12 protein-coding genes are annotated in these 15,654 nt (G+C 41.4%); all 12 read right to left on the bottom strand.

Annotated elements, in window-relative coordinates:
* Nucleotides 1–7: 7 nt before the first annotated feature.
* Nucleotides 8–1,342 carry a GntP family permease gene (locus ACFQ4A_RS12270; RefSeq protein WP_382401125.1) on the bottom strand — a complete coding sequence of 445 codons (1,335 nt, stop codon included), beginning with the start codon at nt 1,340–1,342 and terminating at the stop codon, nt 8–10.
* A gap of 29 nt (nt 1,343–1,371) precedes the next feature.
* On the bottom strand, nt 1,372–2,568 hold the full coding sequence (locus ACFQ4A_RS12265) for an iron-containing alcohol dehydrogenase (protein ID WP_382401021.1): 1,197 nt from the start codon (nt 2,566–2,568) through the stop codon (nt 1,372–1,374).
* A 141-nt stretch (nt 2,569–2,709) separates the two neighbouring features.
* Nucleotides 2,710–4,506 carry a sigma 54-interacting transcriptional regulator gene (locus ACFQ4A_RS12260; RefSeq protein ID WP_382401019.1) on the bottom strand — a complete coding sequence of 599 codons (1,797 nt, stop codon included), beginning with the start codon at nt 4,504–4,506 and terminating at the stop codon, nt 2,710–2,712.
* A 130-nt stretch (nt 4,507–4,636) separates the two neighbouring features.
* Entirely contained in the window at nt 4,637–5,380 is a 744-nt protein-coding gene (locus ACFQ4A_RS12255) for a sulfite exporter TauE/SafE family protein (protein WP_382401017.1), read from the bottom strand.
* A gap of 68 nt (nt 5,381–5,448) precedes the next feature.
* On the bottom strand, nt 5,449–6,306 hold the full coding sequence (fba, locus tag ACFQ4A_RS12250; protein WP_382401015.1) for a class II fructose-1,6-bisphosphate aldolase: 858 nt from the start codon (nt 6,304–6,306) through the stop codon (nt 5,449–5,451).
* Between the two features lie 77 nt (nt 6,307–6,383).
* Nucleotides 6,384–7,982 carry a solute:sodium symporter family transporter gene (locus tag ACFQ4A_RS12245; protein ID WP_382401013.1) on the bottom strand — a complete coding sequence of 533 codons (1,599 nt, stop codon included), beginning with the start codon at nt 7,980–7,982 and terminating at the stop codon, nt 6,384–6,386.
* Between the two features lie 199 nt (nt 7,983–8,181).
* A complete protein-coding gene (iolE, locus tag ACFQ4A_RS12240; RefSeq protein WP_382401123.1) occupies nt 8,182–9,087 on the bottom strand; it encodes a myo-inosose-2 dehydratase in 906 nt (301 codons plus the stop codon).
* 18 nt (nt 9,088–9,105) lie between these two features.
* Nucleotides 9,106–10,128 (bottom strand): inositol 2-dehydrogenase, encoded by a 1,023-nt coding sequence (iolG, locus tag ACFQ4A_RS12235; RefSeq protein ID WP_382401011.1) that lies wholly within the window; start codon nt 10,126–10,128, stop codon nt 9,106–9,108.
* 99 nt (nt 10,129–10,227) lie between these two features.
* Nucleotides 10,228–12,141: a 3D-(3,5/4)-trihydroxycyclohexane-1,2-dione acylhydrolase (decyclizing) gene (gene iolD / locus ACFQ4A_RS12230; protein ID WP_382401009.1), complete on the bottom strand. Its 1,914-nt coding sequence runs from the start codon at nt 12,139–12,141 to the stop codon at nt 10,228–10,230.
* A 21-nt stretch (nt 12,142–12,162) separates the two neighbouring features.
* Nucleotides 12,163–13,152, bottom strand: coding sequence for a 5-dehydro-2-deoxygluconokinase (gene iolC, locus ACFQ4A_RS12225; protein ID WP_382401007.1), 990 nt, complete (start codon nt 13,150–13,152; stop codon nt 12,163–12,165).
* Nucleotides 13,153–13,179: 27 nt separating this feature from the next.
* Nucleotides 13,180–13,998: a 5-deoxy-glucuronate isomerase gene (iolB, locus tag ACFQ4A_RS12220; RefSeq protein ID WP_382401005.1), complete on the bottom strand. Its 819-nt coding sequence runs from the start codon at nt 13,996–13,998 to the stop codon at nt 13,180–13,182.
* A gap of 87 nt (nt 13,999–14,085) precedes the next feature.
* Nucleotides 14,086–15,561 (bottom strand): CoA-acylating methylmalonate-semialdehyde dehydrogenase, encoded by a 1,476-nt coding sequence (locus ACFQ4A_RS12215; protein ID WP_382401003.1) that lies wholly within the window; start codon nt 15,559–15,561, stop codon nt 14,086–14,088.
* Nucleotides 15,562–15,654: the final 93 nt, after the last annotated feature.

Genomic DNA, 15,654 nt, shown 5'->3' with positions numbered 1-15,654 from the left:
AATCGATTTAAAAGATTGAATACATTAAAACGGCTAAGAGCATTACAATAGTTGGAACAATAACACTGACAAACAAAATTGGTTTATAAGCCCGTTTATGCGACTCACCACAAATAACTCTAACTGTCGTTACAACATAGCCATTATGTGGTAATGAATCAATACCACCTGAACCCAAAGCTGATACCCGGTGCATTGAACCAGGATCGACACCCTGACTCAGATAAATTGGTGCCAGGATTGGTAGCGCAATTCCTAATCCACCTGAAGCAGAGCCAGTAATACCGCAAACAAGGGTTACCCCTATAGCCAAGCCCAATAGTGGCGGACCAGGCATGCTAACCAGACTATCTACCATACTCTCAAATGCTGACACTTGTGCGGCTACACTCCCGAAACCAACCACAGCACATGTATTGGCTAAAGCAACCAAAGCATTTTGTGTCCCTGTTGCCATCGGTTCCCAAAACTTTTTTAGAAATCCGCTCATTGTAGTACATGCCAGAAAGATTCCGATTGTTAACGCTAATAATAATGCTGCTGTTGGATTAATAAATTGTGATAAAATATTTAGCAAGACAATGACCATGACCAGCGGTATAAATGAAACAATCACATTTGGTAATGTTTTGTTAGCTGTCACATCATCATTTGAACGCTCTTCAAGTGCCGCAGCCGTTTCTGTATCTGATGGCGTGTAAGGCAAAGAGAATTCCTCACCATTCTGCGAGGCTTTCTTGACCATTCTACCGAGCCAGAGGCCGCCTGATACCATGATGATCAACGCGGAAATAACACCTATAAACCCGCCTGCTGTCGGTGTTGTCCCAAAGTGTTCTGTTGGAATAATATTCTGTATTTCAGGCGATCCTGGTGCTGTCATCGTAAAAGAAATAGATCCGAATACCAGGGCTGCAGGAATAAATCTATGCGGAAGATTTGCTGCCCTAAACAATGAAACAGCAATCGGATAAACCGCAAAACCTACGACAAACAGACTGACACCACCATATGTCATGATAGCCGCTGCCGCTACAACCGCAAAAACCGCACGTTTAGTTCCTAATGTATCCTTGATCCATTGCGCAATACTCTCAGCAGATTTCGTATCCTGCATAAACTTACCGAATATGGCACCTAACAAGAATACGAGAAACCACGAAGCAAAATAATCTGTAAAGCCGTTCATATAATCATCCATTAAGGCAGTTTGTAGATTAAGTCCGCCTGTAATCGCTACCAAAATAGAGCAAATGATGGCTGCTATGATAATGTTAATACCTTTCATGGTGAGATAAATCAGTAACCCCAGTGAAACAATCAGTCCAATTAAACCTACTATCTCCAAAAAGTTCTCCCCCTTTGCCTGGCCTACTTCAGCTTAATGCCTGAAGCAAAACTATAATCAAAACAATCATGATATAAATCTTCTATGTCCTTATGAGACGGGACTTTAGGGTTGTTCCCTGGACTTCCGCTATCCAAAGCATCTTTCGCCATTTTACTGACAGCGTTTTCGAATTCTTCCTTGTCGATGCCCCAATCCTGTAAATTAGGTATTTCCAATCTCAGGCATAATTCTTTAACAGAATTAACAGCGATATCCGCAGCATCCTCATCTGATTCATTTTTCATCTCCGGACTGAAGATCCGTCCCAATTCTGCCAAACGCTGAACAGCTGAGTCTTTACTGTATTCCAGTACAGCCGGCAACAGCATCGCATTCGAAAAGCCGTGTGGTACATGAAACAATGCTCCTATCGGCCTGGACATGCCATGAACCAAACACACTGATGCATTCGAAAATGCTAAACCTGCCTGAAGTGAGCCAAGAATCATTTTTTCTTTAGCATCAATGTTATCCGTAGAATCATATGACTTTGTGATATTGTTAACAATCAGATTCATAGCTGAAAGCGCCATCATATCTGTCATAGGATGTGATCGCTTGGAGATATAAGCTTCAATTGCATGGCTTAAAGCATCAACCCCTGTAGCCGCAATGACTTTTTTTGGAGCTGACATTGTCAATTGCGGATCCACAATCGCTACTTCAGGCAAGAATGCCGGTTGTTTAATCATCATTTTTACGTCATTCGTTGTATTTGTAATGACTGTAGCATCCGTAGCCTCAGACCCGGTACCGGCCGTGGTTGGGATGGCAATATGTGGGATAGCTTTCTTTTTTGCAATTTTACGCCCCCCCATATAATCACCAATATAACCGTCATTTGTAGCTAATACCGATACAGATTTAGCGGTATCAATGCAACTACCACCTCCAAGTGAAATGATGACATCACACTTTTCCTGTTGTAAAATTTCCAGTGCCTCACTAACATACACATCGGTTGGCTCTGACTCAATTCCTAGATAAACAGCACTTTCCACACCTTCTTTTGACAAGGAATTTTTACACTGACTGACATAATCAAGTTTATCCATTACCCTGTCACTGATAATTAGTGCTTTTTTACCCTTTTTGGAAGTTTCTTTACCAATCGTTTCAAATGATCCCCTGCCATAATTAATAATATGCGGTGATTGAAAGACTGAAAAATTTTCCATTCTATTGCTCCTTTCTAGTTCTGTCTATCTAAATGCAAATTTCATGCCAACACTTAACGCCTTTTATATCAATACTTTTTTAGGTTTAACTGTAGGCGTTTATCTACAGTCCAGTATAATTCGTATCAACACATCTACAAATTAAAGCCCAAGCTTTGTCATTCTTTGATATAACGTTGTTCGATGGATTCCCAATTTTCGAGCTGTTTCTGTCTTATTACCATTGGACTCATTCAGCAGTGATTGAATCAGTTCTCTTTCGTTATTATCACTATACGCCTGTCTTTGTTTTAAAATACCATTTTTTGATTCAACTATATCTTGCATATATTCCGGCAAATGTTTTAAAGTTATCGTATCATTATCTGTAAGGACAACAAGCCGCTCTATCACATTTATTAATTCCCTTACATTCCCTCTCCAAGGATAATGGACAAATACTGACATGGCCTCAGAGGAGAATTCCTTTAATGGGATATGATATTTGTGACACATTGATTCTAAAAAATTTGAGACTAATGAAGGCACATCAGCCATTCGTTCACGTAGAGAAGGAATCTGAATCTCGACAACATTAAGTCGGTAGAAAAGATCTTCACGAAATTTTCTTTCTTCTACCATCTTCCATAAATTACGGTTCGTTGCAGCAATGATTCTTGTCTGGACTTTATATTTTTGTGTCCCCCCTACACGCTCAAATTCCTTATCCTCTAACAAACGTAACAGCTTTGTTTGCATAGTAAGTGACATTTCACCAATCTCATCTAGAAAAAGTGTTCCATTTTGAGCTAATTCGAATTTCCCTTGTTTGCCACCTTTCTTAGCACCTGTAAAGGCACCTTCTTCATAACCAAAGAGTTCGGATTCAATCAAATTTTCTGGAATCGCACCACAATCCACATTAATAAAAGGTCCTGACGAAAAGGAACTTAGCTGATGAATCCCCCGAGCATACAATCCTTTACCGGTTCCGCTTTCACCTGTAATCAAAATTGTCACATCAGTTTTTGCAGCTTTTCGGGCAATACGTTTAACCTCGACTGTACGATCACTAACACCTATAATTTGATCTAACGTTGTCAACAAAGCACTATCTTTACTGCTACCTGTACTTAATAAATCGTCATTCTTTCCGATTTTTAATTTATCACTATTAATCTTGTCCAATATTTGGTACAGTTCTGAAACACCTTCAAAAACGATCATACCAATCGCACCTACGACCTTGTCTTTCTTCCAAAGTGGAATTCGGTGAACAATCATAGGTTGTCCCTGTATATACTGAATGGCACCTCTTTCCGGTAATCCAGTCTTAACCGTATTATGCAAATTCGTATTCTCAATAACCTCTTGCACATAGCAACCCAATGCATCTTCTTTATCAATACCAATAAACCGGCTATAAGATTCATTAAACTGTACGATGATACCTTCCTTATCAACAACAGCTACACCCTCGTATGCACTATTCATGACCTCTGCTAATATTGACGCTGTATGTTCCAGTTGATCAATTTCCTGAATAAAATCGGAAAGTTTATTTAATAAATCATTTCGAATTACTGTTCCGATCAACTTGTAGTGATCATCGACGACAAAAAAGTAATTAAAGGAAAATTTGTGAATATCCAATACCGAATCTTCGTGATTAACAGCTGCGAAACCTTCGTTATTCATACAATTTTTAATGAGCTCATCTTTCTTTTCGTATAAAATACTTTCTAGTAACAATTTAGCTGTAATAATTCCTATAGGGTTCATATCATCATTGACTACTGGCGCCCAGTCGGCATCCGTCTCGTTCAATATAAATGCTGCCTGTTTCACGGAATGATTTGCACGTAAATAATATGGATTGCTTAACATCCAATCTTTGAATATTGGGTTGTCTCCCTTTTGAACAATCTCATCTTGTCTGCTAATAATATCCTGCAACAATACCTAAACCCTCCCTTGGATTTCGGAATTTGGGCAGTCCTATATGTCTAAAAAGCACATTTAATAGATTCTCTCCTTAACTTATACTATATTCTTCTGCCAGTTTAAATAAGCGCGAATAATGGTACTCTCAAAACAACAACTTAACCGCTCCAACCGCTGCAAACAATAGAATAAGAACCCGAAAAACCTTCTGTGGTAATAAATGCAGAACTTTCACGCCAATAAAAGCACCTAATAAAATCACTGGGAGCATCCACAGATTAAATGTAAGTGAATTACCATTAATCAGTCCTAAGTGCAAATAAAATGGGAATTTAATAAGATTTACACTTAGAAAAAACCAGGCCCCTGTACCAATGAATTCTTGCTTTGGCATTCCTTTCACAAGTAAATAAATGGCCATCACACCACCAGCGGCGTTACCGACCATCGTTGTTAAACCTCCCAAAATCCCCATAAAAGATGTGAACCATAATGACTGTGGCAACATTTGATTAAAATGGCCACCGAGCTTTTCCTGTAAAATATGTAATAGGATGATACCCAGTACAATGAAGCCAACCAACGGCTGTAATTGTTCGCTTGTCACAACTTCCAATACAAAATAACCCGTAATGATCCCGAGAAGAACCCAGGGAAGTAGACTAACCAGGTATTTCCAGACTACATTCCGACGATAGAATGTAACAGCAAATAAATCGCCTATCAAAAGCATTGGCAGTAATATACCAACAGACTCCCTTGCTGGAAAAACCGTCATAAGAATGGTGACAACCAATATGCCCAAACTCGGTAAACCTGTTTTGGTAAATCCGATAAAAATGGCGCAAATAATAACGAGCAGCCATTGGAGAAGGGAAAGATCAAACACCCTAACCCCCTCCTTATCTGTTGAAATTAGACGTTCTTCATTATGTCATACACTAACTAAGAAATGGACTATGCTTTATCACTTGAACCAAACAATTGCATCTTTTCTTTCACGACATTTGTAATGGCTGCCATTCCGGGTTCAAGAATCGCCTTTGGATTGAAAAGCTTCGGATCATTTGCCAGGATTTCACGAACAACCTGGGTCCACGCCTGATTGCTTTCGGTATTTACATTTATTTTAGCATGTCCTAATCTAATCGATTTTTGAATTTGGTCCTCAGGGATACCGGAGCCCCCGTGTAAAACAAGCGGTACGTCAGTTAACTCGGAAATGGTCTTCATTTCGTCAAAACCCAACTTAGGCTCACCCTGGTAGGGGCCATGAACAGACCCCAATGCGGCAGCAAGTGCATCGATGCCGGCTTCCCGAACAAGTTGAAGGCATTCATCCGGATCGGCATATTTGACGTTACCAATAACGCCATCCTCATTGCCTCCTACAGATCCAACTTCTGCTTCAACCGTAACACCATGAGCATGAGCATAGTCCACGACCTCTTTCGTCAGTTCAATATTTTTTTCAATCGGATATTTTGAACCATCAAACATAACAGAGCTATAGCCGGCATCTATTGCTTTCTTGCAGTCTTCAATGCTCAGCCCATGATCCAGATGCATGGCTACAGGCACCGTGATATCCATGACTTCCACCATTTTACCAACGGTTGGCGCAATCAATTCAAATCCGCCTAGATAGTCAACTAGTTTGTCAGTAGAAGCAATGATGACAGGTGACTTCTCTTCTTCTGCGGCCCTTAATGCTGCTTCGACCCATTGAAAATTATTCATATTAAATTGCCCTATCGCATACTTCCCCTTTTTAGCATCTTCCAGCATATCTTTCATCGAAACAAACACGAGCATCATCCCTTTTTATTTATGTCTGTGCTAATAGCCTTGTGATTGTCATTTAAACCGCGCATCACTTGTAACGTCTTAAGCTATTGTGCCGCCAATCCTATAGGCGAAAAGACAACATAGGTGGCCAGCATGACAATAACGACAATAGCACTTACCCAGAACCTGTGTTTCCACGGTGTTAAATTAACTTTGTTCAATTCTTTCTCGAACATAAATGGTTTATCTAAAGGCTTGAATTTACTTACTAAGTAGATCAGTAATACTTCCAATGGGAATAGGACACTAAAGAAGTACAAGTAATGAACATCCGGGAGAAAGAGCTGTGCACTTCCGTAGCCTATAAGATGGAAAATAAATGCCAGTTTTGCTCCGAGTGCCGTTGCATATTTTGAATAGAAACCTAGTATAACAACTGCAAGCAATGGCATACTAAACAGACCATTGAATTCTTGTACAACATGATACAATCCGGCCGGTGCAAACGAAATTAAAGGAGCAATAATGATTGCAATCAATCCGATAGCAACTGTCGTTAATTTACCCGCTCTAGCAACCTGGCGATCAGTTGCGCCTTTTTTAAAGAGTGGTTTATAGAAATCCAATGTAAATAATGTTACGGTCGCATTTAACGCGCCGACAAACGAGCTTAGAATCGCACCAAAAATAACAGCACCAATAATACCAAAAGACCATTCCGGTAAAATCGCCGTAATTAACGTTGGATAAGCATTATCGGCATTTTCGATTGAATCTCCAAACATATTAAACGCAATAATACCTGGAAATACAAGGAATAAGGATCCGAAAATTTTGAAAAAGGCAACGTACAAAGCACCTTTTTGACCTGCTTTAAGATCCCTTCCGGCTAGTGTTTTTTGGACAATCATCTGGTTTGTACACCAAAAGTATAAGTTATTGAAAAGCATTCCTAAGAAAAGGGTCGGCCAAGGGACGAATTCTGAATCAACCGCCCCGATTGAATTTAACAATTCGGGAGTATATTCCCTGACAGATTCAAGCCCGCCAAGGAAATTGCCATCCCCGAGCACTGTCAATGCTATAACCGGTATTGATAATCCACCGACAATCAGCCCGATACCATAAATCGTGTCACTGTAGGCAGCCAGTGATAAACCCCCGACTAATAAATAGAGAAGGCCAAATACCCCAATTGCACTGGAAATAAGGGCAACCGCTGTCAGCGAATCTACTCCCAGTATCGCATCAACATTCAGGATTTGATTAAACACAAGTGATCCCGAATACAATACAACTGGTAAAAACGAAATCATATACGTCACAATAAATAGAAATGAAGCGATTCTTTTTGTTGTCGTGTCGAAACGAATCTCGATAAAATCAGATATCGTATCGACACCATATTTCATGTACTTCGGTAAAAACACCAATGCTAAAAATACTAAAGCGATGGCAGCCGTTACTTCCCAGGCCATAACCTCCATTCCGGCTGCATAACTTTGACCGTTCTGACCAACCAGTTGTTCTGTCGATAAGTTGGTCATAACAACAGTTCCTGCAATTGTAAAACCAGCTAAGCTACGACCCCCGAGAAAGTAGCCCTCTGCCGTGTTGGTATTAACCTTTCGACTCCTGATAAATGCATAAACCATGACGCTCCCAATGATTAGTAAGAAACTGAATGTAGCAAAGGGACCCATTGTTGATACCTCCTGTTGTCATCTTTCAAATAATAATAGATAGTTTTCTTTATCAAGGGTTCACGAAACCTTTTGTTAAAAGATAAGAAAATATAAAATTTTGGACGATGTTTTCAATACCGAAATCGGCTAACTCACCAATTTCTTCCAATCTGACTTCTGACCTCTGGCATCCAAAAAGACGCGTCAGCGTTTTTTCTTAAACCGGATTTCCTGATGGTATGATGTCATCCATATATTTTTTCGCCTTGACAGCATACTCAAATGGATTTGCCTTTGCCGGGTCCTGCTCCGCTTCAACGACAATCCACCCGCGGTAATCGCTTTCAAATATCGCCTTCATAATCGGTTTGAAATCAATAGCACCATCACCTGGTACAGTGAAGACGCCTTTCTTAACACCTGTCAGGAAACTGTCCTTATTTTCTTTAACATCTTTTGCAATGTTTCCGCGTATATCTTTAAAGTGGATGTGCTTAATGCGTTCCTGATACTTAAAATAGATGTCTTCCAAATTTTCACCAGAAAGAAAAAGATGACCAGTATCATATAATAAAAATACTTTTTGCGGGTCTGTGTTCTGCATCAATCGGTCAATTTCTTCGGTCGTTTGTACGCCAGTTCCCATATGATGGTGAAAAACAACGTTCATACCTTTTTCGTTTGCCAAATCACCTAGGGTATTGAGTCCATGTGTTAATTTATCCCACTCATCGTCTGTGAAAATTGGTTTTTCCTCAAACAGTGGCGTATCCACTTTTTGAATACTGTGGCCCTGTTCTGATACCACGATGACCTTTGCGCCCATTTGGTGAAGAAAATCACGATGTTCGATAAATGATTCGATCGTTTCATCAATTGGTTTAGTTGTCAGATAGGAACTGAACCACGCACTTGCAACCTGAAGATTTCTTGGCTCCAAATATCTTTTTAAGACGTCCGGTTCCTTTGGATACTTATTTCCGATTTCTGTTCCGGTATATTGAGCAAGCGCCATCTCACTAATACATTGTTCGAAGCTGTTTTTCTCACCCAACTCCGGCATGTCGTCATTTGTCCACGCTATGGGAGCGCATCCAAAGTGGATTCTATCCTGATTCACTATGATCAACCTCCATTCGTATCAATTAACGTCCACAATCTGATTCTTATCCACTGATTCCTGCAAGGCGGCAGCAATTTTTGTCCCCTGCAGACCGTCATAAGCCGAAACGTCTGGCTGTCGCTTTTCTTTGATACAGGTAATAAATTCCTTCATTTCATTCAAGAAAGCACCTTTAAACCTTTCAGGGAAATTCTGTGATGTGGGCCTGACAACACCATGCTCATTAAATACGGATACTAAATTTTTCTCCGGTACCGCAGCTACACGAAGCATGCCTTTTGTCCCAATAAGTTCTGTTTCAACGTGATACCCATGCTGAGCGTTACGCCCGGCAACTATGATGGCGGTTGTTTTATCCTCCAGCTGCATCATCGCTGCACCGGTTTCCAATTCATTCGCGTCATCCAACTCCGGATATGCAGCATTTTTGCCCATAGCCCACACACGGTTAACCTCTTTATTAGAAAACCATCTAACCAGGTCGATGTCATGGATGGCCATATCAGCAAATAAGCCCCCGCTGTTATTTGACTTGGCAAATTTCACAAAGCTTTCAAGCCCAGCACTCGGATCGATTCCATAGCAGCGAATGACTGTCAGCTCACCCAGCTCTCCTTTGTCTACCATTTCTTTGGCATATTGATAGGATTCATCATATCGTCTCATAAAGCCGAGTTGGAAAACCTGATCGGGGTGTGCTTGAATGGTTTCCACTGTTCGTTCGATATCTTCAATTTCCAATCCAAGTGGTTTCTCACTGAATACATGCAATCCTTTTTCCATTGCTAAGCATATTTGTTCTGTATGGAAACCTGATGGTGTTACAATACAGACCGCATCTATATTGGGACTGTTAACCATCTCTTCGTATGTTGAATATGTTTCGTTAACCCCTAGTTCATTATTAGCAAATGCCAACTCTTCCTCTACGACACTGCACGCAGCTACCAATTGGGCACCGGAAATAGTGTTTGCTATATTCATAGCATGCGTCTTTCCCAACCTGCCAAGTCCAGCTATTCCAAATCTAATATCGCCCATTTCCTATTTCCTCCATAACTGTTCATCTTGATGGTTTAAAAAAGAGCGGCAGCATAAGTTCGGTTGAAACATAGGCCGCTCTTTCTATCCAGTTAACAATCAGTATTGTTTGGCTTGTTCTCTCATGTCCGCTTTTTCCTGGTAAGCTTTTTGAATGTCCTCTTTTTCTGAAATCTCTGCCACCCCGACATTCCACCAGCTTTCATAACCTTCCGACATGGTTTTGGGCAGCACTTTCATCTCAATCAATGTGGAAGTAGTTTGCTTTTCCGCATCTTTTAAAGCTGCTTTCAATTCATCCACCGTATTGGCCCGATATACTTTCGCGCCATATCCTTCAGCTACTTTTGCATAATCAATATTTAACACGTTGTTATCATTTGTTCGAAATTCCGTATAGTAACTTTCACTTCCATGTTCCATTTGTAAATTATTGATACAGCCGAATCCGGAATTATCGAATAATAGGACATTAATTTTTTGGTTATTTTGCAATGCTGTTATGAATTCTGAATGCAGCATCAGAAAGCTTCCATCTCCGACAAATGAATAAACTTCACGATCGGGATCCGCCAGTTTAACACCTAGTGCACCTGAGATTTCGTATCCCATGCAGGAATAGCCATATTCAACATGATAAGTGTTTGGTGTCGTTGGATTCCAAAGCCGCTGCATATCTCCCGGGAGTGACCCGGCTGATGTAATCACATTACTTTCCGGTTTGATCAAATCGTTGATGGCGAGCAGAGCTGTCGTTTGTACAAATTCGGTTTGAAGTGTGTCTGCGTATTCATTCATAACGTCTTTCGTAAAATGATCCTGAACTTCAGGCGTGAAATTCTTCCGGTCATATGTGAGATTGGCCAATCGATTACGTTCAGTGGTCCATTCGTCTTTTAGCTCAGAGATATGGTTTCCAAATGAACTTTCATAGCCTTCCAACGCTGGCTTTAGCTGCTCCAAAGCTTTTTTAGCGTCGGCCACAACCTGAAATGCATCTAATTTATAGGCCTGCATACGGTTCACATTGATATTAAGAAATTTCGCCGTATCAAAATCAAATGCTGTCTTTGATGATGTCGCAAAGTCTGTATAACGCGTTCCAATTCCAATAATTAAATCGGATTCCTTTGCTGCTTTATTGGCGGCCAGTGTACCGGTGACACCAACACCTCCCAGGTTGTTGCTGAATGTCGATTCAACCGTTGATTTTCCGGCTTGTGTTTCAACAAGTGGTATATTGTGACTTTCGGATAACGCTATCAATATATCTCGCGCTCCCGAATACTTGGCGCCACCACCGACAAGCATAACAGGTTTCTTACTTGCTTTAATTAAATCGGCTGCACCATCGAGTTCTCGTTGAACCGGTGCTTTTCGATCCAGGTAATGGACACGCTTCTTAAAGAAAGCCTCGTCAAAGTCATAGGCTTCTCCTTCCACATCCTGAGAAATGGCTATCGTTACCGGCCCGGCTTTCCCTGGATCTGTCATAACTTCAAAAGCCCGGAGTAGACTGGACATTAATTGTTCCGGACGGGTAATCCGATCCCAATAGCGTGACACAGGCTGCAGCGCATCATTTGTTGTTACCGCTGCACTGTGTTCATGTTCCACCTGTTGCAGTACCGGATCCGGCTGTCTGGTAGCAAATGTATCACCTGGTAAAAATAGCACAGGAATATTGTTAGCTAGAGCTGTCCCGGCGGCGGCTGTCAGATTGGCAGAGCCAGGTCCGACCGAACTGGTGACGGCATATATCTTTCTGCGCAGCTTTTGCTTACTGTAGGCAATAGCCGCATGCGCCATACCTTGCTCATTTTTGCCCTGATACACTTTTAGGTGGCCGGGATCTTGTTCGAGCGCCTGGCCAATGCCGAGGACATTACCATGACCGAATATATTAAACACACCTTCAACGAAAGGGTATTCTTCGCCGTCAACATGCAGATACTGCTGATTTAAAAATTTAATTAAAGCTTGGGAGGTCGTAAGTCTTACTTTATTGCCCATATCATATACCAACCTTTCCCGCTATTGGTTTTCTTTTTCCGAAATAAGCTGTTCAATTTCTTCTACTGTCGGCATAGCCTCCGATGAGCTATGTTTACTGACAACAATAGCTGCTGAAGCACTGCCGAATTTCAATGCCGTATCGATATCTTTTCCGTTAATCAACGCGTATAAGAAGGCCGAAGCATATGAATCGCCGGCGCCAAATGTTTTCAGCACTTTTGTTTTATATGCATGACCCCTGTACGCCTCACCGTCTTTTGTAAAGGCATAAGAGCCACTTACACCATGCTTGATCACAATCAGATTCGGCTGGTGTTTAAACAGATGATTAATCGTGTCCTCGTTTTCCCCTTCACCCGCTTCAAGATTTTCCATCATGTCGTATTCGTCACGTGTCCCAATCACAACATCGGATTGCTCGGCAATCAGCCCGTAATAGACAGCTGTTTCTTCTTTTGAACCCCATGTATATGGCCGATAATCCAATTCGAATATGACTTTTACGTCGTGTTTTCTAGCCAGTTCCACCGCTTTAATGACAGCTTCCCTTGAAGGGCTTTGGGCTAATGCTGTACCGGAAACAAGTAATATTTTGGCCTGTTTGACATAGTCTTCATCAACTTCGTCAGGACTTAAATATAGGTCGGCAACTTTTTCCCGATACATCAGGATGCTGCATTCTTCAGGGCTCTTAATTTCTGTAAATGTCAGACCGGTTTTATGCCCTTCTTTGTCAGTAACCATATTAGAAGTATCAATTCCGGCATCAGCCATATATTGTCTAATAAAATTCCCATGCTGGTCGTCTGAGAGCTTTCCAATAAATCCGGCCTTTAAGCCAAGTTTTGAACTTCCAATTGCTATATTCGCAGGAGAACCGCCAACATATTTTGAAAATGTCATGGTTTCTTCCATTGGACGGTTATATTCTACAGCATTCAGATCAACGCAGGCACGCCCAATTGCAATAATGTCGTATGTTTTATCAGAGCTGAATTCAAACTGCATACGTCTACTAACCCCTCTCGTTATACATTAGTCACGATCCAGGACCCATGCATGATCTGGATCATTATGGAATTTCCAGATTCTTTCAGGGCCTGCCATGACATTCAAATAGTAAGAACTGTAGCCATCAGGTACACCTACAGGATGATAACCGGCCGGCACAAGGACGACGTTACCATTTTCAACGGTCATGGTTTCATCCAATGAACGATCATCGGTATAAACACGTTGGAATACGAAGCCTTGAGGCGGATCCATCTCGTGGTAGTACGTTTCTTCCAAAAATGACTCGTCAGGCAGGTTTTCCTGGTCGTGTTTATGCGGTGGATAACTGGACCAGTTTCCTGTTTCTGTATAGACTTCAACGACCAGTAAACTGTTGGCGCTCGGATCTGAATCAGGCAGAATATTATGAACCATTCGTTTGTTGCTGTATTTTCCCCGGTGCTCTACACCATTATCTTCAGCCTTAATGAATTTAGTAGGCAGCTGTTTTTCGGAAGGTGAATAACATAGAACGACTCTTGCATCCGTTACCGCTTCCACTTCAAATGTGCGGTCATTGGAAACATAGACACTGTCTGTTGGCTTTTTCTCAAAAACGTTGTCACGTCTGCCCAGGTCGCTGAAATGATGATCGCCCTCTGTTACATTAATTTTTCCAGTCAATGCGACAATACAGCATTCCTCTTTTTCCAAGGTCTGCTCATATTTGGCACCTTTTTTTACATCTACTACCTTAAACCCGACATATTTCAAATCAGAATTCTGTCCGGATACTTCATGGACAAGTGTTACACCGTCGTCGATTGTTTCTTGTAATGGCTTTCGGAGCAGTTTACTCATTGTAGAATCCTCCTTCAACACAAGCTAATCCTGAATAGAGGAGGGGATCCTCCTCTAGTTATTGTCCTGATGACGTTATTTTGTCGATTATTCGAAATCTGGTGTTTTGTAGCGTGCTGTCACAACTTTTTTACGTGTGTAGAAATCAACGCTGTCTTTGCCGTTAGCATGCAATGTGCCATAGAATGATGATTTCCATCCGGAGAATGGGAAGAAAGCCATTGGTGCCGGAACACCCAAATTGATTCCCATCATACCGGCGTCGATATTTTCACGGAAGTAACGGATGGACGATGCATTTGACGTGAATAAGCAAGCGCCATTGGCAAATTCGGACTGATTGGCCACTTCCACGGCTTCTTTCAGATGACTTACACGGATAACTGACAATACCGGTGCAAATATCTCATCCTGCCAAATCTTCATATCTGTTGAAACACCTTCGAAAATGGTAGGACCAACAAAATAGCCGTCTTCATTTTCATCCTTACGTCCGTCTCTTACGAGTTTAGCACCCTCTTTTTCACCTGTTTCAATGTAATCCAGCGTACGTTGTTTATTTTCTTCGCGGATAACAGGTCCTAGGAAGACACCATCATCCATGCCATTACCCATTTTCACATTATCGGCTGCTTCTTTTAGTTTAGCGATGAAGTCATCAGCTACACCATCTTCAACGGTTACAACGGAACAGGCCATGCAGCGTTCGCCAGCGGATCCGAATGCAGAGGCAATCGTATCTTTGACAGCTTGATCAAGGTCAGCATCATTCAATACGGTTGTATGATTTTTGGCACCTGTTAGCGCTTGTACACGCTTCAGGTTCTCACTTCCTCTTTTATACACATATTCACCGACTGGCTTGGAACCAACAAATGAAATGGCTTTAATTTCAGGATGATCAAGGATGCCGTTCACGACATCATGTGCACCATAAACAATGTTGAAGACACCTTTTGGCAAACCAGCTTCATTCAGAAGATCAGCCAACTTTTCTGTCAGAAGCGGTGTTTTTTCAGATGGTTTCAATACAAAAGCGTTACCCATCGCAATGGCCATCGGGAACATCCAGCAAGGGACCATCATCGGAAAGTTAAATGGCGTAATGCCGCCAACAACGCCGATAGGATAACGATAGTTTGTTGCTTCCATGTCTGTCGCAATGTTAGGTAGCGAATCGCCCATCATCAAGGTTGGAGCGCCTGCTGCAAATTCAACGTTTTCAATTCCGCGTCCAACTTCACCTAATGCTTCGTTTGTATTTTTACCGTTTTCAATTGTGATTAAGCGGGCCAGCTCATCCTGGTTTTGTTGGAGCAGCTGTTGATAGTTAAATAGAATCCTAGCACGTTTTTGTACTGGGACGTTTTTCCATTCTTCAAATGCCTTCTGTGCTATTTCTGTTGCCTGATCAACTTCTTCTTTGGTTGATAAAGGAACTTGCGCGACAACTTCTTTTGTTGCTGGGTTGTAAACATCTTCATAAGTTGCTGTTTTACTTTCAACCCACTCCCCATTAACAAAGTTTTTGAGCTTTCTTACTTGTGTATCAACTTCTGCCATATCGAATCTTCCTCCTTATATTATGATCGCCTTATCAGCGATATTGATGAAAAAGCGCTTAATCAATTGACAATAGTCGTCAATTCTTGTCAC

Origin of the sequence: Lentibacillus salinarum, assembly GCF_042679865.1 — a bacterium.
In the GTDB taxonomy this organism is placed as follows: Bacteria; Bacillota; Bacilli; order Bacillales; family Amphibacillaceae; genus Lentibacillus; species Lentibacillus salinarum.
Note: the sequence above shows the minus strand (reverse complement) of the source record. Positions and strands in the feature narration are given on the sequence as shown.

Bases quoted from the DNA above. Each gene is read 5' to 3' on its own strand.
- iolC (WP_382401007.1), bottom strand. From the start codon at position 13,152: ATGCAGTTTGAATTCAGCTCTGATAAAACATACGACATTATTGCAATT.
- iolD (WP_382401009.1), bottom strand. From the start codon at position 12,141: ATGGGCAATAAAGTAAGACTTACGACCTCCCAAGCTTTAATTAAATTT.
- ACFQ4A_RS12265 (WP_382401021.1), bottom strand. From the start codon at position 2,568: ATGGAAAATTTTTCAGTCTTTCAATCACCGCATATTATTAATTATGGC.
- iolG (WP_382401011.1), bottom strand. From the start codon at position 10,128: ATGGGCGATATTAGATTTGGAATAGCTGGACTTGGCAGGTTGGGAAAG.
- ACFQ4A_RS12245 (WP_382401013.1), bottom strand. From the start codon at position 7,982: ATGGGTCCCTTTGCTACATTCAGTTTCTTACTAATCATTGGGAGCGTC.
- iolB (WP_382401005.1), bottom strand. From the start codon at position 13,998: ATGAGTAAACTGCTCCGAAAGCCATTACAAGAAACAATCGACGACGGT.
- fba (WP_382401015.1), bottom strand. From the start codon at position 6,306: ATGCTCGTGTTTGTTTCGATGAAAGATATGCTGGAAGATGCTAAAAAG.
- ACFQ4A_RS12215 (WP_382401003.1), bottom strand. From the start codon at position 15,561: ATGGCAGAAGTTGATACACAAGTAAGAAAGCTCAAAAACTTTGTTAAT.